24 protein-coding genes and 1 riboswitch are annotated in these 22,051 nt (G+C 64.3%); of the genes, 13 read left to right on the top strand and 11 right to left on the bottom strand.

Annotated features, from left to right (window positions below; genetic code table 11):
- Positions 1-47: 47 nt before the first annotated feature.
- Positions 48-713, top strand: coding sequence for a DsbA family oxidoreductase (locus tag AC0L20_RS06095; RefSeq protein WP_456769176.1), 666 nt, complete (start codon positions 48-50; stop codon positions 711-713).
- 8 nt (positions 714-721) lie between these two features.
- On the opposite strand, the gene AC0L20_RS06090 is transcribed toward AC0L20_RS06095, so the two are convergent.
- Positions 722-1,885 carry a GNAT family N-acetyltransferase gene (locus tag AC0L20_RS06090; RefSeq protein WP_473287817.1) on the bottom strand — a complete coding sequence of 388 codons (1,164 nt, stop codon included), beginning with the start codon at positions 1,883-1,885 and terminating at the stop codon, positions 722-724.
- A 149-nt stretch (positions 1,886-2,034) separates the two neighbouring features.
- Between AC0L20_RS06090 and AC0L20_RS06085 the strand changes: the two genes are divergently transcribed.
- Together AC0L20_RS06085 and AC0L20_RS06080 are read left to right on the top strand one after the other, a co-directional pair.
- Positions 2,035-2,463: a YeeE/YedE family protein gene (locus tag AC0L20_RS06085; RefSeq protein ID WP_473287816.1), complete on the top strand. Its 429-nt coding sequence runs from the start codon at positions 2,035-2,037 to the stop codon at positions 2,461-2,463.
- A 5-nt stretch (positions 2,464-2,468) separates the two neighbouring features.
- Positions 2,469-2,936 carry a DUF6691 family protein gene (locus AC0L20_RS06080; protein ID WP_473287815.1) on the top strand — a complete coding sequence of 156 codons (468 nt, stop codon included), beginning with the start codon at positions 2,469-2,471 and terminating at the stop codon, positions 2,934-2,936.
- Positions 2,937-2,993: 57 nt separating this feature from the next.
- Here the strand turns inward: AC0L20_RS06080 and AC0L20_RS06075 are convergent, their stop codons facing one another.
- Together AC0L20_RS06075 and AC0L20_RS06070 are read right to left on the bottom strand one after the other, a co-directional pair.
- A complete protein-coding gene (locus AC0L20_RS06075; RefSeq protein WP_018456387.1) occupies positions 2,994-3,323 on the bottom strand; it encodes a hypothetical protein in 330 nt (109 codons plus the stop codon).
- Between the two features lie 109 nt (positions 3,324-3,432).
- On the bottom strand, positions 3,433-3,837 hold the full coding sequence (locus AC0L20_RS06070) for a hypothetical protein (protein WP_473287814.1): 405 nt from the start codon (positions 3,835-3,837) through the stop codon (positions 3,433-3,435).
- A gap of 183 nt (positions 3,838-4,020) precedes the next feature.
- On the opposite strand from AC0L20_RS06070, the gene AC0L20_RS06065 reads away from it, so the two are divergent.
- Together AC0L20_RS06065 and AC0L20_RS06060 are read left to right on the top strand one after the other, a co-directional pair.
- A complete protein-coding gene (locus tag AC0L20_RS06065; RefSeq protein ID WP_007602200.1) occupies positions 4,021-4,254 on the top strand; it encodes a hypothetical protein in 234 nt (77 codons plus the stop codon).
- Positions 4,255-6,303 carry a pyrroloquinoline quinone-dependent dehydrogenase gene (locus AC0L20_RS06060; RefSeq protein WP_473287813.1) on the top strand — a complete coding sequence of 683 codons (2,049 nt, stop codon included), beginning with the start codon at positions 4,255-4,257 and terminating at the stop codon, positions 6,301-6,303.
- 46 nt (positions 6,304-6,349) lie between these two features.
- Here the strand turns inward: AC0L20_RS06060 and AC0L20_RS06055 are convergent, their stop codons facing one another.
- Positions 6,350-6,592 carry a PilZ domain-containing protein gene (locus AC0L20_RS06055; protein WP_456769183.1) on the bottom strand — a complete coding sequence of 81 codons (243 nt, stop codon included), beginning with the start codon at positions 6,590-6,592 and terminating at the stop codon, positions 6,350-6,352.
- Positions 6,593-6,772: 180 nt separating this feature from the next.
- Here AC0L20_RS06055 and AC0L20_RS06050 point away from each other — a divergent pair, with 180 nt between their 5' ends.
- On the top strand, positions 6,773-7,066 hold the full coding sequence (locus AC0L20_RS06050; RefSeq protein WP_007602202.1) for an HdeA/HdeB family chaperone: 294 nt from the start codon (positions 6,773-6,775) through the stop codon (positions 7,064-7,066).
- 106 nt (positions 7,067-7,172) lie between these two features.
- Here AC0L20_RS06050 and AC0L20_RS06045 read toward each other — a convergent pair whose 3' ends face one another.
- Positions 7,173-7,637, bottom strand: a complete 465-nt coding sequence (locus tag AC0L20_RS06045; RefSeq protein WP_007612196.1) for a PaaI family thioesterase — start codon at positions 7,635-7,637, stop codon at positions 7,173-7,175.
- 359 nt (positions 7,638-7,996) lie between these two features.
- Between AC0L20_RS06045 and AC0L20_RS06040 the strand changes: the two genes are divergently transcribed.
- Positions 7,997-8,308, top strand: a complete 312-nt coding sequence (locus AC0L20_RS06040) for a hypothetical protein (protein ID WP_473287811.1) — start codon at positions 7,997-7,999, stop codon at positions 8,306-8,308.
- 91 nt (positions 8,309-8,399) lie between these two features.
- The gene (locus AC0L20_RS06035) at positions 8,400-8,654 is read left to right on the top strand and encodes a hypothetical protein (RefSeq protein WP_473287810.1); all 255 of its coding nucleotides are present in this window, start codon (positions 8,400-8,402) and stop codon (positions 8,652-8,654) included.
- A gap of 9 nt (positions 8,655-8,663) precedes the next feature.
- Here AC0L20_RS06035 and AC0L20_RS06030 read toward each other — a convergent pair whose 3' ends face one another.
- Positions 8,664-8,897, bottom strand: coding sequence for a DUF6894 family protein (locus AC0L20_RS06030; protein WP_473287809.1), 234 nt, complete (start codon positions 8,895-8,897; stop codon positions 8,664-8,666).
- Positions 8,898-9,099: 202 nt separating this feature from the next.
- Positions 9,100-9,288 (bottom strand): hypothetical protein, encoded by a 189-nt coding sequence (locus AC0L20_RS06025; RefSeq protein ID WP_473287808.1) that lies wholly within the window; start codon positions 9,286-9,288, stop codon positions 9,100-9,102.
- Between the two features lie 260 nt (positions 9,289-9,548).
- On the opposite strand from AC0L20_RS06025, the gene AC0L20_RS06020 reads away from it, so the two are divergent.
- A complete protein-coding gene (locus tag AC0L20_RS06020; RefSeq protein ID WP_473287807.1) occupies positions 9,549-9,806 on the top strand; it encodes a DUF2798 domain-containing protein in 258 nt (85 codons plus the stop codon).
- A 727-nt stretch (positions 9,807-10,533) separates the two neighbouring features.
- On the opposite strand, the gene AC0L20_RS06015 is transcribed toward AC0L20_RS06020, so the two are convergent.
- Complete coding sequence (locus AC0L20_RS06015; RefSeq protein ID WP_456769188.1) at positions 10,534-10,701, bottom strand: hypothetical protein; 168 nt, start codon at positions 10,699-10,701, stop codon at positions 10,534-10,536.
- Between the two features lie 277 nt (positions 10,702-10,978).
- Between AC0L20_RS06015 and recA the strand changes: the two genes are divergently transcribed.
- From recA to AC0L20_RS06000, 3 genes are all read left to right on the top strand, one after another.
- On the top strand, positions 10,979-12,067 hold the full coding sequence (gene recA / locus AC0L20_RS06010) for a recombinase RecA (RefSeq protein WP_007602214.1): 1,089 nt from the start codon (positions 10,979-10,981) through the stop codon (positions 12,065-12,067).
- Positions 12,068-12,170: 103 nt separating this feature from the next.
- Positions 12,171-13,160: a hypothetical protein gene (locus AC0L20_RS06005; protein WP_473287806.1), complete on the top strand. Its 990-nt coding sequence runs from the start codon at positions 12,171-12,173 to the stop codon at positions 13,158-13,160.
- 88 nt (positions 13,161-13,248) lie between these two features.
- The gene (locus AC0L20_RS06000; RefSeq protein WP_473287805.1) at positions 13,249-14,223 is read left to right on the top strand and encodes a hypothetical protein; all 975 of its coding nucleotides are present in this window, start codon (positions 13,249-13,251) and stop codon (positions 14,221-14,223) included.
- A 126-nt stretch (positions 14,224-14,349) separates the two neighbouring features.
- On the opposite strand, the gene gcvP is transcribed toward AC0L20_RS06000, so the two are convergent.
- The 3 genes from gcvP to gcvT all read right to left on the bottom strand — a co-directional run bounded on the left by gcvP (position 14,350) and on the right by gcvT (position 18,899).
- Positions 14,350-17,214, bottom strand: coding sequence for an aminomethyl-transferring glycine dehydrogenase (gcvP, locus tag AC0L20_RS05995; RefSeq protein ID WP_473287859.1), 2,865 nt, complete (start codon positions 17,212-17,214; stop codon positions 14,350-14,352).
- A gap of 156 nt (positions 17,215-17,370) precedes the next feature.
- Positions 17,371-17,739: a glycine cleavage system protein GcvH gene (gcvH, locus tag AC0L20_RS05990; RefSeq protein WP_473287804.1), complete on the bottom strand. Its 369-nt coding sequence runs from the start codon at positions 17,737-17,739 to the stop codon at positions 17,371-17,373.
- A gap of 11 nt (positions 17,740-17,750) precedes the next feature.
- Entirely contained in the window at positions 17,751-18,899 is a 1,149-nt protein-coding gene (gene gcvT / locus AC0L20_RS05985) for a glycine cleavage system aminomethyltransferase GcvT (RefSeq protein WP_473287803.1), read from the bottom strand.
- Positions 18,900-19,042: 143 nt separating this feature from the next.
- Positions 19,043-19,131, bottom strand: a riboswitch (glycine riboswitch).
- Positions 19,132-19,353: 222 nt separating this feature from the next.
- On the opposite strand from gcvT, the gene alaS reads away from it, so the two are divergent.
- On the top strand, positions 19,354-22,047 hold the full coding sequence (gene alaS, locus AC0L20_RS05980; RefSeq protein WP_473287802.1) for an alanine--tRNA ligase: 2,694 nt from the start codon (positions 19,354-19,356) through the stop codon (positions 22,045-22,047).
- Positions 22,048-22,051 lie beyond the last annotated feature (4 nt).

Raw genomic sequence — 22,051 nt, 5'->3', positions numbered from 1 at the left:
TCGGCTTATCTTTGGCCACGAACCCGCAACGCCCGAAGGAGGCGCTCATGAGCACCCTAAAGCCGCTCCAGATCGACGTCGTTTCCGACGTGGTATGCCCCTGGTGCTATATCGGCAAGCACCGGATCGAGAGTGCGCTGGCGCTGGTGCCCGACGTTCCGGTCAAGCTCAATTTCCGTCCCTTCTTCCTTAACCCGTGGGTGCCGTCCGAGGGCATCAGCCGGGAGGAGTATCTCACCAAGAAGTTCGGCTCGGTCGAGGCCTACAAGGGCATTGCGGGACGCGTCGTTGCGGCCGCGGGCGAAGAGGGGCTCGTCTATCGGCCCGAGCTTGTCGCGCGTCAGCCCAACACCACCGACTGCCACCGCCTGATCCTCTGGGCCGAGGCGATCGGCAAGGCGCCCGAGATGAAGCAGCGCCTGATGGAGCTCTACTTCCGCGACGGCGGCGACCTCACCGATTTGAACGTGCTGGTGCAGGCGGCTGCCGATGTCGGCCTCGATGCCGCCGACATGCGCAAGCGCCTCGCGACCGACGAGGACGTCGCCCGCGTATCGGCGGACGCGCAGGAAGCCGCCGAGAAGGGCATCTCCGGCGTGCCGACCTACGTGTTCGCGCAAAAATACGCCGTCTCCGGCGCGCAGGATCCCAACATGCTCGCGCGCGCCATCCGCGAGGTCTCGGCGGAGATCAACGCCCAGGCGGCGGAGTAGGAGTTATCCTATTTACGAAGCAGGCGAACTGCGCGGCGCGCCGCCGCGTAGGCGATGCCGTGCGCCGCGAGCGCTCCATGAACGAGCGCCACGATGGGGTCATTCCGCCGCAACGGTATCAGGACGTCGCCGACGGCGAAGCGCCCGCGCCAGATCGGGTTGATCATAGGGTGATCTGCGCTCGCCGTGGAATCCGCGCTGGCGATGGCCGGATCGGCGCAAAGGCGGCGGGTGAGCTCGAGCGTGAGCTGCACGCCCGGCGAATATCTGGCAAAGCGCTCGTCGATACCGAGCTTGAAGAAGAAAGCGCGATCCTGATGGCGCAGCACGATGCCGGCGGCCACCGGCGTCGCGCCGGCGCGAAGAGTGACGATCTCGCATTGCGCGGTTTCTGCCAGCGCGGGAACGGCGCGCCGGATGAAGATTGCATCGCCGGCATGCTGGACCAGCGCGGTTCCGCGCTTGCCCTTCCAGCCACTGGCTTCGAGCTGCAAAAATGTCTCGAGCGCCGGCCTGATCTCGTCGGGGCTGCGCGCGACGTCGAACACGACTGCGCCGTGTTCTTCGAGGCGATGCCGTTGGCGGCGTAGCTCCTTGAGCTTCTTGGTGCCGAGCGCGTCGCGTAGCAGCGTCTCACCGTCCTGGGTCGCGTCGAGGCTGGCGCGGATGTAGGAGCTCAGGAGGCGCGGCTTCAGGCCGTCGCGCTTCAGAATCCGGTTGAGGGCGGTCATTGCCGCCCCATCGAGCGCCACATCGTTCAGCACGAGCGCATGCGCTCCGGTCGCGCGGGCGTGCTGCAACAGGCGCGTCGCTGCCTCGGTCGGGGCATCGCGGTCGATCAGCGGGCTGCACAGCGTGCCGTAGGGATGGGCGCTCACCAGCGCGGGCAGGGGGATCTTCCATGCCCGCCAGAGCGAGATCACCGGCATCAGCCCGATCAGCCGCGATCCATCGTATGCGGCAAGCGCCGAGGCATCGGTGCGGCCGCGCGCGGTTGCACTGACAGCGAGCTCCCAGCCCGGCAGGTAATATCCGTTCGGCTCGATCGCGCGCTGCGCGAGTGCGCGCCACTGGCCGGGTTCGATCGCCGTAAGTGGGACACGCGCGCGCGAGGCCGCGGCAGGCTTTGCCGATGCCGGATTGATCGCAGCCTGGTGCGCGATATCGACCACGTCCCGTCGTCCCCGTTCAGGAGGCCATGCTTAGCGCAAAGATTGGAAAATACCGTTGGGACGCCGCTCCAATTCGAGTGGTAATATTAACGTCTCGTTGAGCATCCGCCGTGGATACGACAGAATTGCTCTCGACCCGGAGGATCATCATGGTCGTCACACCTTTTACGCCGATTGCGTCGCTCTTTGGCGGCGCGTTGATCGGCCTGTCCGCCGTGCTGCTGATGTGGATGACGGGGCGAATCGCGGGAGTCAGCGGAATCGCGGCGCGGCTGTTTCCGCCTTACGAGGATCGGCAATTCGCCGGCCGGCTCGCCTTCGTCGCGGGCCTCGTCATCGCGCCCGCCCTGGTGCGCCTTGTCACCGGAAGCCTGCCGGCGCAAACGATCGCCGCCGGAACGCCGCTTCTGATTGTCGCGGGACTGCTCACCGGCTTTGGCGCGGTGTGGGGCAGCGGTTGCACCTCCGGCCACGGCGTCTGTGGCTTGTCGCGGTTGTCGGTGCGATCGCTGGTCGCGACCATGACCTTCATGGCGGCCGGCATGGCGACCGTCTTCGTGATGCGGCACTGGAGCTGACCGCGATGACAATCCTCATTCAATTCGGGATCGGTGTGGTCTTTGGCCTTGGCCTCATCGTCTCAGGTATGTCGAACCCGGCAAAGGTCCTGAATTTCCTGGACGTTGGCGGCATCCCGGCAGGAACGTGGGATGCAAGCCTCGCTTTCGTGATGGCCGGCGCGGTCGCGGTCACTTTCATCGGCTTCAGCCGGGTCTTGAAACTGGCGCGGCCTGTCTTCGCCGATCGCTTCTATGTCCCAACGCGAAAGGATATCGATCCGAGAATTATCGCCGGTCCCGCCATTTTCGGTATCGGCTGGGGCCTTGTAGGCTTTTGTCCAGGCCCGGCGTTGACCGCGCTCGGATTTGGTTCGGCCTCCGCATTCATCTTCGTCGCCGCAGTGTGTGCTGGCATGGTGCTCGCCCGCTTCATTGCGCAGCTTCCGTCGGCAACGCGTGTCGTCACGCCGACAGATCCGCTCGAAACCTGACATGGACAGGACCGGGCGAGTTGTCTCGTCCGGTCCTGCCTGTCATGGCTTCATCGACTACCAGCGATCGCCGACACCGACGCCAACACTGACGCCGGGCGCGCGGATGCCGACGCCGCCGCGCGGACCATCGTCCCAGTCACGATAGGTGCGGCGCTCGTAGTAACGGTCGCGCGGCATGGTTGCGTAGGAGTCGCGCACGATCACGCGCGAACCGCCGCGGGTCCGATAGCAATTGCCGGAATCGTCGCAGACCAGCCGCACTTGCTGGACGAGATCGGGGCTGGTGTATTCGCTGGTCGTGTAGACGTCGGCGGCCTTCGCGCCGCTCACCGCTGCCAAGGCTCCGACGCCAGCCAGCAATGCAATCGTGAATGTCCTCATCATGTCCTCCTCGAAACTGCCCTCGGCGGTAACAAGAAGGGGAGGCGGCGATCGTTCCGGCAGAACTACAGGTTTTTCCCGGAACCGGATCGCTTGTCGGCGTGATTTGTTCCTAGATCGGCTCGTAGCTTTCCGATCCGCAGATATCGTCCACTTCGGCGCGGCGACGATCGACCACCTTTCCGCCTGATATGGTCACGATGTAGGTCTGTGGCCCGAGCGGCGATCCGGTCGCCGAGGTGAGCTGGGCGCGGACGCAGGCTGTCCAGCCCGGTCCCCGCACCTCACGATGGGGCGTGGCGACATGCACCTCACGCGGATAGGACGTGCTGAGGAAGACGAATTCCATCTGCTCGCGCACGACGCGTTTGACGTCGGGGGGCGCTTCGGGCGGAGGCTGCTCGGCCTCCTTCATGCGCATGAACTCGGGCACCGGTGCGCGGCTGTCCGCAAAGCCGCAGGCCCCGAGCGCGAGCGCGCTGGCCAGCAGCGCGGCATGAACAATGATCCGCAACATCCGTGAAGGTCCCCTGCGGGCCAAAATAGGCACGAATGCGATCCGACGAAGACCCGGCCGATCAAGATTTGCTGAAGCCAGCATTTCCCGAAGCCAAGATTTCCTCAGGCCCTGGAGCCCGCAGCATTGGCTATTCCATAATTGCCGGCTAGTTTGTGCCCCAGACGAGGGGGGATTGCGCCCATGAGGATTTTGGTTATAGCGGCCGCGGTGCTGGCGCTGGCGGTTGCCTCCGCGCAGGCGCAGATGGGCGGCGGCAGGCGTCAGCCCAACGAGGGCGGCCAGAAGGCGGACAACAAGCCCAAGGTCGACGAGAAGGCCTACAAGGCCGCACTCGAGCGCATTCCCGAGTCCAAGGAGAAGTACGATCCGTGGAGCGGGGCGCGTCCGCCTGAACCTGCCAAGAAGCCGAAATAGGTGAGGCGGGCGCTGGCGACCCGCTCCTGCTATTTGGCCGCTCTCATCACGCTCCTCTTGTTTTCGTCGCGGCCAGGCATCGCCTGGGAGAGCTGGGGTGGCGATCCCGGCGGCTCGCGCTTCTCGCCATTGCGAGAGATCGCGCCCGACAATGTCGGCAACCTGGTTCCGGCCTTCGAATTCCACACCGGCGATCTCGCGGCGCGGCCACCCGGGGTGATGCGGCGAACCAAATTCCAGGCGACGCCGCTGTTCGTCGAGGACAGCCTGGTCTTCTGCTCGCCTTTCAACGAGGTGATCGCGCTCGATCCCGGCACGGGCGCGCAGAAATGGCGCTACGATCCGAAGATCGCGATCAACCAGCGTCCCGCCAATCGCTACGTCTGCCGCGGCGTCACTTACTGGATCGACGATCAGGCGCCTGTAGATGCCGCATGTCGATCGCGTATCTTCATGGGCACGAACGATGTTCGCCTGATCGCGCTCGATGCGAAGACGGGAATCCCCTGTGCCGGCTTCGGCGAGGGCGGTGAAGTCAGGCCCGATATTGGCATGAAGCTGGAATGGCCCGGCGAATTCCAGATCACCTCGCCGCCGGCGGTCGGCCGCGGGGTCGTCGTGGTCGGCTCCGCGATCGGCGACAACCGCCGCGTCGACGCACCGAGCGGAATCGTGCGCGCGTTCGACGCGCGCAGCGGTCAGCCACGCTGGACCTTCGAGCCGCTCAAGCGCGATGGCATCGAAGCCGGTCACGCCAATGTCTGGGCGCCGATGTCGGTCGACGCGGCGCGCGGACTGGTATTCCTGCCGACGTCCTCGCCGTCGCCGGATTTCTGGGGCGGCATGCGGCCTGGCGATAACGAGCATGCCAATTCGGTGGTCGCGTTGCGCATCGAGACCGGCGCGCTCGTATGGGCATTCCAGACCGTGCATCACGACGTCTGGGATTACGATCTGCCGGCGCAGCCGACGCTCACGCGCATCGACACCGGCGAAGGTCAGCGCGATGTCGTGATCCAGCCGACCAAGCAGGGCTTTGTCTTCGTGCTCGATCGCGACACCGGCAAGCCGGTGTGGCCGGTCGAGGAGCGCAGCGTTCCGCAGGGGGCCGCGGAAGGTGAACGGCTGTCGCCCACGCAGCCATTCCCGACGCATGTGCCACCGCTGATGTCGCAAAAAATCTCGGCTGAGGATGCGCTCTCGCTCGTTCCGGGCCTGCGCCGCTCAGCTTGCGAGAAGCAGTTCGCAGAGGCGCGCAACGAGGGCCTGTACACGCCACCCTCAACGCAAGGCACGCTGGAGTTTCCCTTCACCGGCGGCGGCGTCAACTGGGGTAGTGCGGCCTTCGATCCCGTCAACCAGATCCTTTATGCCAACACCAGCCGGGCCGTTCATCTCATCAAGCTGATTCCGCGGGCGGAGGCGGCCGGATTCGAGCCTCCGCCCGGTCATGATTTCGGCCAGCAGAATGGTGCGCCGTTTGCGATGTCACGTGCGGTGGCAATGTCGCCGCTCGGGCTTCTTTGCAACAAGCCGCCCTGGGGCGAGATGGTCGCGGTCGATCTGAAGGCCGGCAAGATCCTCTGGCGTTCGACGGTGGGCACCACCGAGGATCTCGCCCCGCTCGGCGTGCCGCTGCCATGGGGTGCGCCGCTCGTCAACGGGCTCGCGGTCACGGCAGGCGGGCTCGTTTTCACCGGCGCGATGGACGCCTATTTGCGCGCCTTCGATGCGCGAAGCGGAAGGGAGCTGTGGCAAGGCCGGCTGCCGGTGCCCGGAGTCGCCAATCCGATGACCTATCTCTGGAAGGGCGAGCAGTATGTTGCCATCGGCGCCGGCGGCCACTCCGAGGCAGGCACCTCGATTGGCGACAGCGTCGTTGCGTTTCGCCTGGCGCGGCCGGGCGAGGGGCCGTCGTTATGGTCGCGTACCATCGATCGTCCCGGTGGACGATTTTTTGCAGCATCATCGGCGATCGCGCTCGCGATTGTCGCGCTCGTGGTTGTAAGCCTGCGCTGGCGTCGCCGACGTCGTATCGCGCGAACATGACGCAGCATCGCGCGCGCGATGCGAACGATCGTTCACATCATGCGCACTACTGTTCGAAAGCGACGCCGATGCGCCTCTCGCTGCGCCAGACGGGGCGGCATTTGCGCACGAAATTGTCGCGCGCGATCGCGAGCGTGAACGATTGCGGCACTGTGACGAGGGCATCGAGGTCGATTGCGGCGCCGTTCGCCGACATGTTTCGCACCGTGCACGTGATGCCGCAATTTTCAAAGGTGATCGTTCCACCCTTGAAAACACGGTAACGCTGCGCTGCACGCTTCTCGATCATCCGCGTTAATCCATAATGATATTTGTGAAGTAGTGCATAGAAATTACGTTGAACTAAACTCAATACTGGCGCTACTTGCACTGCGCTTCAGATTTCGTTTACGACGTCGAAGCGGAAGTCACTCCGCGGATTTTCCCCCAAGCCGTTCCTTTGTGGCGCTACGCGCCGATGGAGATATTGATGAAGACCACGTTCTCGCTTCTGTTCGCCGCAGCGCTCTCGCTGTCGTCCATGCCCGCCCACGCCACCAAGCTCGATCTCGCGACCATGAGCTGCAAGCAGTTCCTGGAGAGCGGCGACGACACCATCAAGATGGTGCTGACCTGGATGGATGGCTGGTACAAGGGCGATGAAGAGAACGCGATCATCGACACCGACGTGTTCGTCGAGAACGCCAAGCAGTTCGGCAGCTATTGCGGAAAAAATCCGAACGTCAGCATCGTCACGGCGGCTGACGAAGTGCTCGGCAAGTAACTTCTCCCGCGTGACGGCGCGAAGCGCGATAGCGCTTCCTGTCTCGACATGACGCCATCGAGAGCCGCGGTGCGCTTTGTGCTCACGCGGCTTTCCTCTTTGATGCTCACCCCGGCAGCATCGCGAACGCGCTCGACACCATCGCCACCGGCTTGTTGTCGGTGGCCGAGAGCAGCGTGACCCGGCCAAAGCTCATGGTGCGCCCGAGTCGCACCACGCGGGCGTCGGCCAGCACGTCCGACGAGGAGACTGCGCGCATGAAATGCGTGGTCTGGTCGACCGTCGTCATCGGACGATAGCCGCGGTTGGCGGCGAGGTTCGCAATCACCATGGCGGTATCGGCGAGCGCCATCAGCGCCTGGCCGCAGACCACGCCGCCGTTGCGACACAGGCGCTCCGAGAACGGCATGCGCAGGAGCGCTGCCGGCTGCCAGTCCGGCACGTCCGGCGGCGGCAGGTGCTCGATGCGCTCGACCGACAGGTTGAGATCCTGGACCCAGGGCGCAAAGACCTCGCCGAGGATGCGTCTGGCTTCAGTGATGCCGAACTCGGCTTCTGGCTGCGATGGCATTGCTGTCGTTTCCTCCGTGTTGCCGGCTGTTCGGCATTCCGAGCGGACCGGCGCGGCAAAGTCACCCGGACTGCCGCGGGTCCCGTCGGCTTGAAAATGCCTGACTTCGCCCGGTATGATGCCACGGAGTGGGTATGGGTGGGTGATGTTGCGTCGGTATGTCCTCGTGTTTTGTCTGGCCGGGCTCGGCCTGTTGCTGAACGGGTGCACCAAATGCGGCCCGATCTGGGACGACTGGCTCCACGCGCCGAAATCGTGCAAATCGGACCGGCTCTAGCGGGTCGAGCGGCCCCTGCGGCTGTGACAGGGGTGACAAGGCGCGGGCGACCCGCGCCGCATGGATGATCAAGGAGTCGATGATGAAGCTTTTCCGTATGGCCGCGGTGCTGGCTGTTCTGGCGGGACCGACCGTGCTGGCGGGACCGGCCTCTGCGCAAATGCCCAATCTCAATTTGCTGCAGGAAGGTCCGGGCAAGACCCCTGAGGAGAAGGCTGCGGAAGCGGAGCGTGACAGGGCCTACAAGGAAACGCTGAAGAAGATTCCGGACTCCAAGGCCTCCAACGATCCCTGGGGTGGCATGCGCTCCGACCCGCCGAAGCAGGCGGCGGCGCCAAAGGCATCGGCCGCGACCGGTGCGCCGAAGAAGAAATCCGGCACGACTGCCAATTGACCTTCTGCCCGATCGGAGGCGGCCGGGACTCCACTTCGGCCGGCCTGCTTCCTACATTGCGCGAGAGCGTATTGCGTAAAGGAGGCGGGACATGGCCGATCGTCCGCGAGATCTCGCCGAGCGGATGGCGCGCCGTCGCAAGATGGGCGGCAAGGCCGGCGCGAGGGCCGGCGATGGTTATCTGCGCGAGACCTTCACGTTGCCACGCACGGCGGCACGGGAGAGGGCCCAGGCTTTCTTCGCCCGCTACCCCAAGGCCGGCTATATGAGCGCGGTCGAGACCTGGCGCGAGCTGCCCGGCGGCGACATCGAATTCACCATGCGGCGGCTGCCCAGCGCGGATTAGGGCCGGCCCCTATTCGAAGGTTTCCGATGTGATGCGGATCCGGAACACGGGCTCCTTGGCCTCGTCCAGCAGCTCCATGTGCCATTCGGAATTTTCCTGGAGCTTGCGGGCGATGCCGGCGGCCATGTCGGCGCAGACGCTGGTCATCTCCTTCCAGGCCAGATCGCGATTTGCAAATTCCGACGCCTGGTCGGCACAGCCGGAATAGCTGCCGCTCCGGATTCGAAAGAAGTAGAGCGGCATGGTTCGCACCGATCGCGCCTGATGGCTCCGTCCCCACGGCCATAATCGCGGGCAGTCCAATCCCAAACCGTCGGCAGATCAATTCCGGTCGGCTACGGAATAGTCCCATGGGCGCCGCTGCGTCCTATAGGCCATGACGGCTGCGGCGCGCCGGGGCGCGCCAGCCGCCGCCGATCTCGGTCCTGCCGTTTAGGCTTGCCGCTCAGGCCGTGTCGCGCCCGATCGCCTTCAGCTCGCGATCGATGCGCAGCTGCACCCGCCGGATCGCCAAGAGATCGATCTTGGTCTCGGTCCGGCCGGTCTTGATCTGCTCGCCGATCCGGAACTGCCACTGCCAGATGCCGGGAAGTGCCGTCTTGGCGACGGTGAACTCGATGCCCCTGTGATTCATGGCCTTCTCCCACGATTCACTTCCATCACTGAGAACATGCTGGGCAGCATAATATTCCAGGCAAAGCTAAATCTGTCGGTAAGCCCCGGATCGCGCACAGCTATCCCGCAAACGCACGCGCTACCGCCCGGCGGCGGCGCGAGACCTCTCCGTGGTTCTCCGGCCAAGAACAGAGTTCCTGGGATGGGTAAGGGCGCCTTCCGGAACGCGGCGGCATGTGCCTTGCTTGGTCCGATGATGGTCAGCAACATGGGCGCGTCATGCCGGGCATTCCCCGCCGCTATTCTCATTTCGTGTTCGGAATCATCCAGTCCGGACTGACCTCGCTGGTCGCCGCGGGCATCGCCAGCTTTCCCGCAGGGAACGCGCTGGACTTCCTCGCGCACTGGATGGTGTCGTGGCTGATCGCATGGGCGGCGATGCTGCCGATCGTGCTGCTCGCGGCGCCGGCGATCCGCGCCTTCTCGCTGCGTCTGACGCAGGAGGAGGGCGGCTCGCAAACCGGCCGGCCGGCATGAAAATCGGCAAGGAAATCGGCAAGAAAATCAGCATGAAAAAACCCCGCTTGGGAGAACCAAGCGGGGAGAAGGTTATTGGAGGCTGAGGTGCTGGGCTGCAACACCATAGCCGGACGACCCTAGCCGGCTCAGCTTACGACAGCCTGACAAGGCCCGACGGTGACAGCGAAAGCCGGAGCGCGGGGGCCGCACACTGGCCCCGCACCGGTCCCAATTTCGACATCCGTTCGCACAACTCAGGACACAACCGCAGGCGAGATTCCGCCGCGACGGTGCTGCCATGGGGGAAACGTGGCGCACCGGCAACGGGGTGGCATCATGGACAACGTAGAGCGGTCATTCGCCGCCGCGACGGCGGCTGGCTTCGTAGTGCTTGTGATCGGCATCGGGTTGCTGGTTCTGCTGTAGGCGATGTTGGGTGCCGGGACGGCTCCGGGGGGTGGAAAGGCCCGTGCGCGCCTTTTAAAAAACACGAAAACAACCCCATGCACAGTAGCCTGCCGGAAAATTACCTCGTTCAATCAATGAGTTAGTGGTAGTATTTAGATACCTTATCGCCTCGGATTTCACCTCCAAGGCCCTGCGAATCCCCATTCCCGTGCCGATCTCCGTGAGATCAATGCGGTCGCTCGGGCACCGTCGCCAGCGCGGTCCCGGCGCCAAACACCGCCGCCTGCCGAGTCGGTAGGCCTGCTCGGTCAGCTCCTAAGCCCTCGTCGTGGCCGCTTTAGTGAACCTTGATCGCGTCCAGCGGCAAACGGAGCTCGGCGGCACGCTCTTCGCGGTCCTTCTTGCGGAACTCGTTTTCCTTGCGCTCGAACTTGCGCATCTCCTCCTGCGCCGCCTCCAGCAGTGGATTGCGCCGGCTCGTATCGTGATGCGTGTTGTTCGTCATGACTGAGGTCCCCAGAGTTGCGGTCCCGTCCAAGACTCCCATGCAAGAGTCCCATCCCAGAGAAGGCCGCAGACCGCGAAAAGGTTCGGTGCCGCAGGATTACGGAATTCTGACGGCGCGCAGGGCATCCGTCTTTGATGCGGGTCATTTAACGCGCAAATCCCCAAAAGAACATATTGCGAACCTAGAACAAATGGGGTACATTGATTTTATCGCCGCGCCGCCTTGCCAGCCGTTTGTCCCTCTAGCGAATCCTCGCCATAAGGAGCACGACCCAATGTCCACCACTGCCCTGCGTATCGTCGAAGGATCTTCCATGGACAAGAGTAAAGCTCTGGCCGCCGCGCTCTCCCAGATCGAGCGGCAGTTCGGCAAGGGCTCGGTGATGAAGCTCGGCAAGAACGACCGTTCGATGGATGTCGAGGCGGTCTCATCGGGCTCGCTCGGGCTCGATATCGCGCTCGGGATCGGCGGCCTGCCGAAGGGACGCGTCGTGGAAATCTATGGGCCGGAATCCTCGGGCAAGACCACGCTGGCGCTGCACACGGTGGCGGAAGGGCAGAAGAAGGGCGGCATCTGCGCCTTCATCGACGCCGAGCACGCGCTCGACCCGGTCTATGCACGCAAGCTGGGCGTCAACATCGACGAGCTCCTGATCTCGCAGCCGGACACCGGCGAGCAGGCGCTGGAAATCTGCGACACGCTGGTGCGCTCCGGCGCGGTCGACGTGCTGGTAATCGATTCGGTCGCGGCGCTGGTGCCGAAGGCCGAGCTCGAGGGCGAGATGGGCGATGCGCTGCCGGGTCTGCAGGCCCGCCTGATGAGCCAGGCGCTGCGCAAGCTGACGGCGTCCATCAACAAGTCCAATACCATGGTGATCTTCATCAACCAGATCCGCATGAAGATCGGTGTGATGTACGGCTCGCCGGAAACCACCACCGGCGGCAACGCGCTGAAATTCTATGCCTCCGTCCGCCTCGACATCCGCCGCATCGGCGCGATCAAGGAGCGCGACGAAGTGGTCGGCAACACCACGCGCGTCAAGGTCGTCAAGAACAAGCTCGCGCCGCCCTTCAAGCAGGTCGAATTCGACATCATGTACGGCGAGGGGGTCTCCAAGATGGGCGAGATTCTCGATCTCGGCGTCAAGGCCGGCATCGTCGAGAAATCCGGCGCCTGGTTCTCCTATGACAGCCAGCGTCTTGGCCAGGGCCGCGAGAATTCGAAAGCGTTCTTGAAGGCCAATCCCGACATCACCGCCAAGATCGAGACCTCGATCCGTCAGAACTCCGGTCTGATCGCCGAACAGATTCTCGCCGGCAGCCCCGAGCGTGACGCCGACGGCGAGGAGCCGGGCGACGAGTAAGCTTCAACAGTAGAGTTTTTCGCGAGGAGCGGGCGCTGAGGACGTTGAGTTGCCGACGTCTTCGGCGCCTGTTTCGTTTTGCGTGGGGGCACCGGGTGGTGCGATGAAGCGTCTGATCTTGACCAGTTCGTCCGGAGGCCAGCTCGCACGATCCGGGTTGGCGGAGCTTGTCATCTCATCCTCGTTTCACTTTGAGTGGGGACCGCTGCCCTCGCCCGAGAAGCTCGCAGCCTATTTCGCGCCGCGTTCGGCGAATCTCGGGCCGGGTGATCATTGGTCTGATTGGGGCATCCGCTGGCCCAAGAGCATCAAGGATCGCAAAGACTTGTCGCTTGCGGACTTCTGCGAGCAATATGACGTGGTTGAACTTTGGTTCGACCCAGCTCCCCGGGATCAATTGCAGCTCGTCTGCCTGCTGGACCACCTCAGCTCCTGCTCCTCGCTGGTGGGAAAGCTTAAACTTCGACTTGTGGCATCCGAGCTGACGACAGCACACGGTGAGGATCTCGCTGCATCCGAGCCGCACATTCATGTCGTGCCTGTTAGGGCCCAGGAGTTCGAGACTGCCCGGTTGGCGTGGGCGGCCTACCGCGCAATGACCCCTGAGGCGTGCGTCGATCTCCTTTACCAGGATCTCAGTGCATTGCTGATGCTGCGCCCGGCCTTGCTCGATCTCTTGGCAGAACTCCCGTCGCCTTCGACGGGACTCGGTGCGACCGAGATGCGGTTTTTGGAGATGCTTGCCAGAGGGTTTGCGAACACGGGTGCGTTGTTTCACCTGTGCTCGCATCGGCGCACGTTCGTGTTTGGAGAGACTGAGTTGGGTCGGTTGCTCGACGGGCTCGCGCTTGGCCCCAAGCCCGCAGTGGCCGGATTGGACGACGAACTGCGCACGATCCACCGCGAGAATCACAGGGATCGGCATGCCGCATATCTCCGCAGCCGACTGTCACTGACCGAGTTCGGGGAGGCTGTCCTGGCTCACCAGGAGGATTTCAGTCGCCACAATCCGATCGACCGCTGGTGGGGTGGCACGCATCTGACCAATGATCGGCTGTGGCGTTACGGCTCTGTTTTGACGAAGCCATCGTGAAGTCATGGGCATGACGCACCTTGTTTCGACGACAGATTTGGCCGTTGCCGACGCCACGCAGCGCGCCGGACTCCTTTGAGGGGTGATCGTGTCACATCTGATTCTGACCACGAACCATCTTGCGGCAGACACGCTTCGCCAGTCCAAACTGGCGAATATCGCGCTCGGCTTCTACACGCGCTTCGTCTGGAGGAAATTGCCTTCCGCAGAGCAGCTTTTAATGGGGCTGGAGCGGCGGTCGGCAAAGCACTGCAATCCAGGCGATCATTGGCTCGACGACGTTTGTCGGGACTGGCTGGAAGGTTTCGGCACGCGCGATATCGGTTTCTTCGAACTCTGCACGAAGTTTGACTCGATCGAATTGTGGGTTGATCCTCGACCAAACGATCAGCTCGTACTCGTCTGGCTGCTCGACCTGCTTCGCCCTTACAAGGAGATCACGACGAAGCTCAGCCTGGTGCATACGGATGACAAGGTCGCCAACTATGCTCCAGAGTCTGTCGCAAAATGGAAGCTGCCGGCCTTCAAGGTGACCGACAACCATTTGGTTACGGCCAGCCGCGCCTGGAAGGCCTATCGGGCTGAAACGCCAAAGCCCTGTTTCGATCTTCTGATGACGGATCTGACGATGCTGCCGAGACTTCGACCGGCACTCATTGCGTTGCTTGAAGAGCTTCCGGACAGCGTGACGGGCCTAGGTGCCAGCGAAATGGATATTCTGGACTTTGTGAATGACGGGCACACGGACCCGAGGCGTGTCACCGAAGCGTGGTGGATGCGCGATGTGTTCGACGAAAACGACGCGCGCGATGCTTTGCTCGAATTGGGGGCACATTCGGCGCCGGCGGTCCTCCTGGGCGATCCGGCGTTCGACAATGAGGCCCGCTACTTCGGCAAGAGCGAGTGGAAGGTCACGCTGACCGAACTCGGGCGTTCAATTTTTGCGCGCGAAGACGACATGTGGCGCCACAACCGGATCTATCGCTGGTGGGGTGGCACGGAGCTGACCAACGAACGGCTCTGGCGATGGGATCGCGAAAGCCGATTGTTGGTTGCGCCTTAGATAAATAAAATCACGTGCCGTAGGCTGTAGGATGGGTAGAGCGAAGCGAAACCCATCGCACTTTGCATCCTTAGAACGGAATGCAGTGATGGGTTTCGCTACGCTCTACCCATCCTACGCAGCGTCCTACTCCGCCGCCTCCGCGTAATCGCTCACCGGCGGGCACGAGCACACCAGATTGCGGTCGCCATAGACGTTGTCAACGCGGCCGACCGGGCTCCAGTACTTGTCGGTGCGCGAGGTGCCTGCGGGGAAGCAGCCCTCGGCGCGGGTGTAAGCGCGCTTCCAATCGTCGTCCGCGATGTCGTGCACGGTGTGCGGGGCGTGGCGCAGCGGCGACGCCTCGATCTTGAACCGGCCGGCCTCGACCTCGGCGATTTCCTTGCGGATCGCGATCATGGCATCGCAGAAGCGATCGAGCTCCGCCTTGGATTCCGATTCGGTCGGCTCGATCATCAGCGTGCCCGGCACCGGGAAGCTCATGGTCGGCGCGTGGAAGCCGTAGTCGATCAGGCGCTTTGCGATGTCGTCGACGGTGACGCCTGAGGTCGTCTTCAGCGCGCGGGGATCGACGATGCATTCATGCGCGACGCGGCCTTTCTCGTTCTTGTAGAGCACCGGGAAGTGCGCATCGAGCCGTGCGGCGACGTAGTTGGCGTTGAGGATCGCGATCTCGGTGGCGCGCTTGAGGCCTTCGCCGCCCATCATCAGGATGTAGATGTAGGAGATGGTCAGGATCGAGGCTGAGCCGAACGGCGCTGCCGAGACCGGGCCGACCGGCGCATCCCCGTTCGCCGCTGGATGCCCCGGCAGGAACGGGGCGAGGTGCGCCTTGACGCCGATCGGGCCCATGCCCGGGCCGCCGCCGCCGTGCGGGATGCAGAAGGTCTTGTGAAGGTTGAGATGGCTGACATCGGCGCCGTAATCGCCGGGCCTGCTCAGGCCGACCTGCGCGTTGAGGTTGGCGCCGTCGAGATAGACCTGGCCGCCATGGCCATGCACGATGTCGCAGATCTCGCGGATGTGCTCCTCGAACACGCCGTGGGTCGAGGGATAGGTGATCATGACAGCGGCGAGGTCGTTGGAATGCTTCTCGGCCTTGGCGCGGAGATCGTTGACGTCGACGTCGCCGTTCTTCTCGCAGGCGACCACCACCACGTCCATGCCGACCATCGCGGCCGAGGCCGGATTGGTGCCGTGGGCGGAGGAGGGGATCAGGCAAATCTTGCGATGCGTCTCGCCACGCGCCGCGTGATAGCCGCGGATGGCCAAAAGCCCGGCATATTCGCCCTGCGCGCCCGAATTCGGCTGCAGCGAGATCGCGTCATAGCCGGTGATGTCGCACAGCCACTTCTCCAGCCGCGCGAACAGCGCGTGATAGCCGCGGGCCTGCTCGCGCGGGGCGAAAGGATGCAGCGAGCCGAACTCGGGCCAGGTCAGCGGCATCATCTCGGTGGTCGCGTTCAGCTTCATGGTGCAAGAGCCGAGCGGAATCATCGCGCGGTCGAGCGCGAGGTCGCGATCGCTGAGCTTGCGCATGTAACGCAGCATCTCGGTCTCCGAGCGATGCGCATGGAAGACGGGGTGGGTGAGGAAGGAGGTCGCGCGCTTGAGCGCCTCCGGCAGCGCCTCGCGCGTGGTCGCGTCGATCTCGGAATAAGCAAGCTGGCCACCGAAGGCGCGCCAGACCGCTTCCACCGTCGCGGGCGTCGTGGTCTCGTCGAGCGCGATCCGCAAGCTGTCGTCGCCAACGCCGAGATTGACCTTCTCGACGGCCGCGCGCGCGACGATCTCGGCACGCTTCGCGCCTGCATCCACGCTGAGCGTGTCGAAGAAGCTGTCGGACTGGAGCGCAAAGCCGAGCTTGCGCAGGCCTGAGGCCAGCACGGCCGTGCGGCGATGTACATTGCGCGCGATCTGCGAAAGGCCTTCGGGGCCGTGATAGACCGCATACATCGAGGCGATCACGGCGAGCAGCACCTGCGCGGTGCAGATGTTGGAGGTCGCCTTCTCGCGGCGGATGTGCTGCTCGCGGGTCTGCAGCGCGAGGCGATAGGCAGGCATCCCGCGCGAATCCACGGAGAGGCCGACGATGCGGCCGGGCAGCGAACGCTTCAGCGCATCGCGCACCGCCATATAGGCTGCGTGCGGCCCGCCATAACCCATCGGCACGCCAAAACGTTGCGCCGAGCCGATCGCGATGTCCGCGCCGAGCTCGCCCGGCGAGGCGAGCAGTGTCAGCGCCAGCAGATCGGCGGCGATGATCGCGAGCGCGCCCTTGGCCTTCAGGCTGGCGATCGCGGGCCTGAGGTCGCGCACCGCGCCTGAACTGCCCGGGTATTGCAGCAGCGCACCAAGCACGTCCGTCTTGTCGAGATCGGTGAGGGGATCGCCGACGACCAGGGTCCAGCCCAGGGGCTCCGCGCGGGTGCGCATCACGGCGAGCGTCTGCGGATGCACGTCCTTGTCGACGAAGAAGGCCTTTGCTTCGACCCGCGAGTGCCGCTCCGCGAGCGCCATCGCTTCGGCGGCCGCGGTTGCTTCGTCGAGCAGCGAGGCGTTGGCGACGTCGAGCCCGGTGAGATCGCAGATCATGGTCTGGAAGTTGAGCAGCGCCTCGAGCCGGCCCTGGCTGATCTCGGGCTGGTAGGGCGTGTACGCCGTGTACCAGGCCGGGCTCTCCAAAATGTTGCGCTGGATCACCGCCGGCAGGATCGTGCCGGAATAGCCTTGACCGATCAGCGAGGTGAAGACCTGGTTCTGGGCGGCGAGCTCGGCCATATGCGCGATCGCCTCGGTCTCGCTGAACGGCTTGCCGAGATCGAGTGGAGTCGTCTGCCGGATCGAAGCGGGCAGCGTCTGCGCCATCAGCGCATCGACGCTGTTTGCGCCGACGGCCTCGAGCATCGCGGTGACGTCGCGCGCCGAGGGGCCGATGTGGCGGCGAACGAAGCTCGTGGTATCGCCGTTCGATTTGCGGTGCGCGGTCATCATGGGTCCTCGCTTTAAATTTTCTTGTCGTGCCCCGCGCAGGCGGGGCACCCAGTAAACGCAGCCGCTTCGGCTAGGGCCGATGGGCCGCGGCGTACTGGATCGTCCGCCTTCGCGGACGATGACACCGAGAGTGTGGTTCGAATTGTTCTCATCTCACGCCGTATGTGCCTTGTACGCCGCTTCGTCCATGAGACCGCCGAGCTCGCTCTTGTCGGCCATCTTGATCTTGAAGAACCAGGCCTTGCCTTGCGCGTCCGAGTTTACCAGCGCCGGCTCGCTCGCGAGCTCGGGGTTGGTCTCGAGCACCTCACCGCTAACAGGCGCGTAGACGTCCGATGCGGCCTTCACCGATTCCACGACGGCGGCGGCTTCCGCTTTCTTCAGCGTGCGGCCAAGCTTGGGCAATTCGACGAACACGACGTCGCCGAGCTGCGACTGCGCGTAGTCGGTGATGCCGACGGTGGCGACATCGCCGTCGATCGCGAGCCATTCGTGGTCGGAGGTGTATAGCGTCGTGGTCATTTTCTCAGTCCTCAGCGTTTGTAGGTGTTTTTCACGAAGGGCATGGCGGCGATTTGCACGGCCAGGCGTTGGCCGCGCACCTCGGCGAAGAGTTTTGTGTCGATCGCGCTCGATGCTGTCGGCACATAGCCCATCGCGACCGGCGCATTCAGGCTCGGGCCGAAACCGCCCGAGGTGACCTTTCCGATCGGCTCGGCGGAGGTCGCGTCCGCAAACAGCAGCGCGCCTTCGCGCACCGGCGCGCGGCCCTCGGTACGCAGGCCGACGCGGCGGCGGGATGCGCCGTGATTGAAATGGACGAGAATCTTTGCCGCGCCGGGAAAGCCGCCGGCGCGCGCACCGCCGGTGCGGCGGCTCTTCTGCACCGACCATTCCAGTGCCGCCTCGACCGGCGTGGTCGCGGTATCGATGTCGTGGCCGTAGAGGCATAGCCCGGCCTCGAGCCGCAGGCTGTCACGGGCGCCGAGCCCGATCGGCATGATTTCGGGATTGTCCAGCAGGGCCTTGGCGAGCCGTTCGGCATCGCCGGCAGGAACCGAAATCTCGAAGCCGTCCTCGCCGGTATAGCCGGAGCGTGAGACGAAGCAGTCGAGGCCGGCGACCTTGTGCGGGCCGGAATCCATGAACTTCATGGCGGGCGCCTCTGCACATAATTTCGCCAGCGCCGCTTCCGCCTTCGGCCCCTGCAGCGCGATCAGCGCGCGGTCGGAGAGCTGCTCGATGATGCAGTCGTCCGAAAGATTCGCGCGCAGATGCGCCTCGTCCTCGGCCTTGCAGGCGGCATTGACGACCAGGAAGAGGTGATCGCCGAAATTGGCGACCATCAGATCGTCCAGAATCCCGCCGTCGGCATTGGTGAACTGGGCGTAGCGCTGCCGGCCCGGCGCGATCGCCAAAATATCCTGCGGCACCACCTGTTCCAGCGCGCGGGCGGCGTCCTCGACCTTGCCGGATTTCGGCCTGAGCGCGATCTGGCCCATGTGGGAGACGTCGAACAGGCCGGCTGCGTTGCGGGTATGAAGGTGCTCCTTCAGGACTCCGGCCGGATATTGCACCGGCATGTCATAGCCCGCGAACGGCACCATCTTGCCGCCGAGCGAGACATGAAGATCGTAAAGGGGGGTACGTTTCAGGGAGTCTTTGTCGTCACGCGCAAGCATCGGGGGGCCCTCGGCGGTTCCCCGGGAACGATTTCCCGTGGACACCAGTCGAAGCCCCATCTGTCGCTGTGCCTGAGAGTATTATCCCGTCGGCGGACGCTGTCCGGACCTAAACCCGTCGGCGCCTCTTTCCAGATGCTGTCAAAGCCACGCGGTCCTTTTGCCTGAGAGTTTCCGGGGCGGTTGCTCCTTCGGCGCCGGCACCAGTGCCGGTCTCTCCCGACGTGGCCGTACGATACAGATGGGTAAAGACCACAGGCCGACCAAGCCTGTCAACGCGGCATCGGCGGCTTTCCAACGGATTACGCGACTGCGGCAACGCCTTGATCCGTCTGCACAGTTTCTGGACAGCGAAGCTGGCCTTGTCTAAAAGCGCTTTGACCCGCAGATATCAGCCCAAACTCGCGGTTTGGACGGCTGGAAGGCGGGTGCAAGCACACCCGATTGGATGAACATGAGCGGCGTCAACGAGATCAGGTCGACCTTTCTGAACTTCTTTGCCGAGAACGGCCACGAGATCGTGTCGTCCTCGCCATTGGTGCCGCGCAACGACCCGACGTTGATGTTCACCAATGCCGGCATGGTGCAGTTCAAGAACGTCTTCACCGGCGTCGAGAAGCGGCCCTATCAGCGCGCCACCACGTCGCAGAAATGCGTGCGCGCCGGCGGCAAGCACAACGACCTCGACAATGTCGGCTACACCGCGCGCCATCTCACCTTCTTCGAGATGCTCGGCAACTTCTCGTTCGGCGACTATTTCAAGGAGCGCGCGATCGAGCTGGCGTGGAAGCTGATCACCAAGGAATACGGGCTCAAGAAGGACAAGCTGCTCGTCACCGTCTACCACACCGACGACGAGGCGGCGGACCTCTGGAAGAAGATCGCGGGCTTCTCAGATGATCGCATCATCCGCATCCCGACCTCGGACAATTTCTGGGCGATGGGCGATACCGGCCCGTGCGGCCCGTGCTCGGAGATATTCATTGATCGCGGCGAGCACATCTGGGGCGGACCGCCGGGCTCTCCGGAAGAGGACGGCGACCGCTTCCTCGAATTCTGGAATTTGGTGTTCATGCAGTACGAGCAGGTGACGAAGGAGGAGCGCGTGGCGCTGCCGCGTCCCTCGATCGACACCGGCATGGGACTGGAGCGCATGGCCTGCATCATGCAGGGCGTCGACAGCGTGTTCGAGACCGATCTGTTCCGTCATTTGATCGACGCGGCCGCGTCTGCCTTGGGAAGCGGACCGGACGAGAAGACCGTGGCCTCGTTCCGCGTCATCGCCGACCATCTGCGTTCGTCGGCCTTCCTCGTCGCCGACGGCGTGCTGCCCTCGAACGAGGGCCGCGGCTATGTGCTGCGCCGGATCATGCGCCGCGCGATGCGCCATGCGCAGCTGCTCGGTGCGCAAGAGCCGCTGATGCATCGCCTGGTCTGGGCGCTGGTGCGCGAGATGGGCCAAGCCTATCCGGATTTGATGCGCGCGGAAAATTTGATCGAGGAAACGCTGCGGCTGGAAGAGACCCGCTTCCGCAAGACGCTGACGCGCGGCCTCGCCATTCTCGACGAGAAGAGCGCGTCCTTGAAGAAGGGCGACATGTTCGACGGCGACGTCGCCTTCACGCTGTACGACACTTACGGTTTCCCGCTGGATTTGACGCAGGACGCGCTGAAGTCGCGCGGCATCAGCGTCGATCAGGCGTCCTTCACCGATGCGATGGAGCGTCAGAAGGCCAAGGCGCGCGAATCCTGGAAGGGGTCTGGCGAAGCTGCTTCCGAGGCGATCTGGTTCCCGCTGCGTGAGAAGCTCGGCGCAACCGAATTCCTGGGTTACGAGACCGAGAGCGCCGAAGGCGTGGTGACCGCGCTGGTCAAGGACGGCAAGGAAGCCACCAGCCTCAAGGCCGGCGACACCGGCGCGATCGTGCTGAACCAGACGCCGTTCTACGCGGAGTCCGGTGGCCAGGTCGGCGACACCGGCGTATTGACCGGCGAGGGCGGCATCAAGTTCCGCGTCACCGATACGCAGAAGAAGCTCGGCGATTTCTTCGTTCACGTCGGCACGGTCGAGAGCGGCGAGCTGAAGCTCGGCACCGCGCTGCAGCTCGAAGTGGATCACGGCAGGCGCTTTTCGATTCGCGCGCATCACTCGGCGACGCATCTCATCCACGAGGCGCTGCGCCAGGTGCTCGGCGACCACATCGCCCAGCGCGGCTCGATGGTCGCGCCGGATCGGCTGCGTTTCGACTTCGTGCATCCGAAGCCGATCACGGCGGAAGAGCTCGCGCGCGTCGAGGACATCGCCAACGACGTGGTGCTGGAGAATGACGAGGTCTCGACCCGCGTCATGGGCGTGGACGAGGCCCGTGAGGCCGGCGCACGCGCGCTGTTCGGCGAGAAATATGGCGACGAGGTTCGCGTCGTCTCGATGGGCCGGACCGCGCGCGAGCGCGGCACCAACGCACTCGGCTGGTCGGTCGAACTGTGCGGTGGCACCCATGTCAGGCGCACCGGCGACATCGGGCTGATCACGCTGACGGGCGAGAGCGCGGTTGCCTCCGGCGTGCGCCGCATCGAGGCGCTGACCGGCAACTACGCGCGAAAACACGCCAACGATACCATGGCGCTGGCGAAGACCGTGGCCCACGAGCTGCGCACCTCGATCGACGACGTCCCCGCGCGCATTGCCGCGCTGATGGAGGAGCGCAAGAAGCTCGAGCGCGAACTCTCCGACGCCCGCAAGAAGCTGGCGATGGGCGGCGGCGCAGCTCCGAGCAACGGCGCGGCCTCCGGCGTGCGCGAGGTCGGCGACGTCAAGCTGATGGCGCGCGCGGTCGAGGGCATCGAGATGAAGGATCTCAAGAGCCTCGCCGACGACGGCAAGAAGCAGATCGGCTCCGGCGTGGTCGCCATCGTCGGCGTCACCGAGGACGGCAAGGCCGGCGTGGTTGTCGGCGTCACCGCCGATCTCACCTCGCGTTTCAATGCAGTCAATCTGGTGAAGGTCGCCTCCGAAGCGCTCGGCGGCAAGGGCGGCGGCGGGCGGCCCGACATGGCGCAGGCCGGCGGCCCCGATGGCGCGAATGCGGCCGCGGCGCTCACGGCGATCGAAAAGGCCATGATCGAACAAAAATCGGCCGGCGCGTAAGCAG

The sequence above is a fragment of the Bradyrhizobium sp. Kon58 genome, from assembly GCF_055807455.1.
This window is presented reverse-complemented; position numbering and strand designations above follow the sequence as displayed.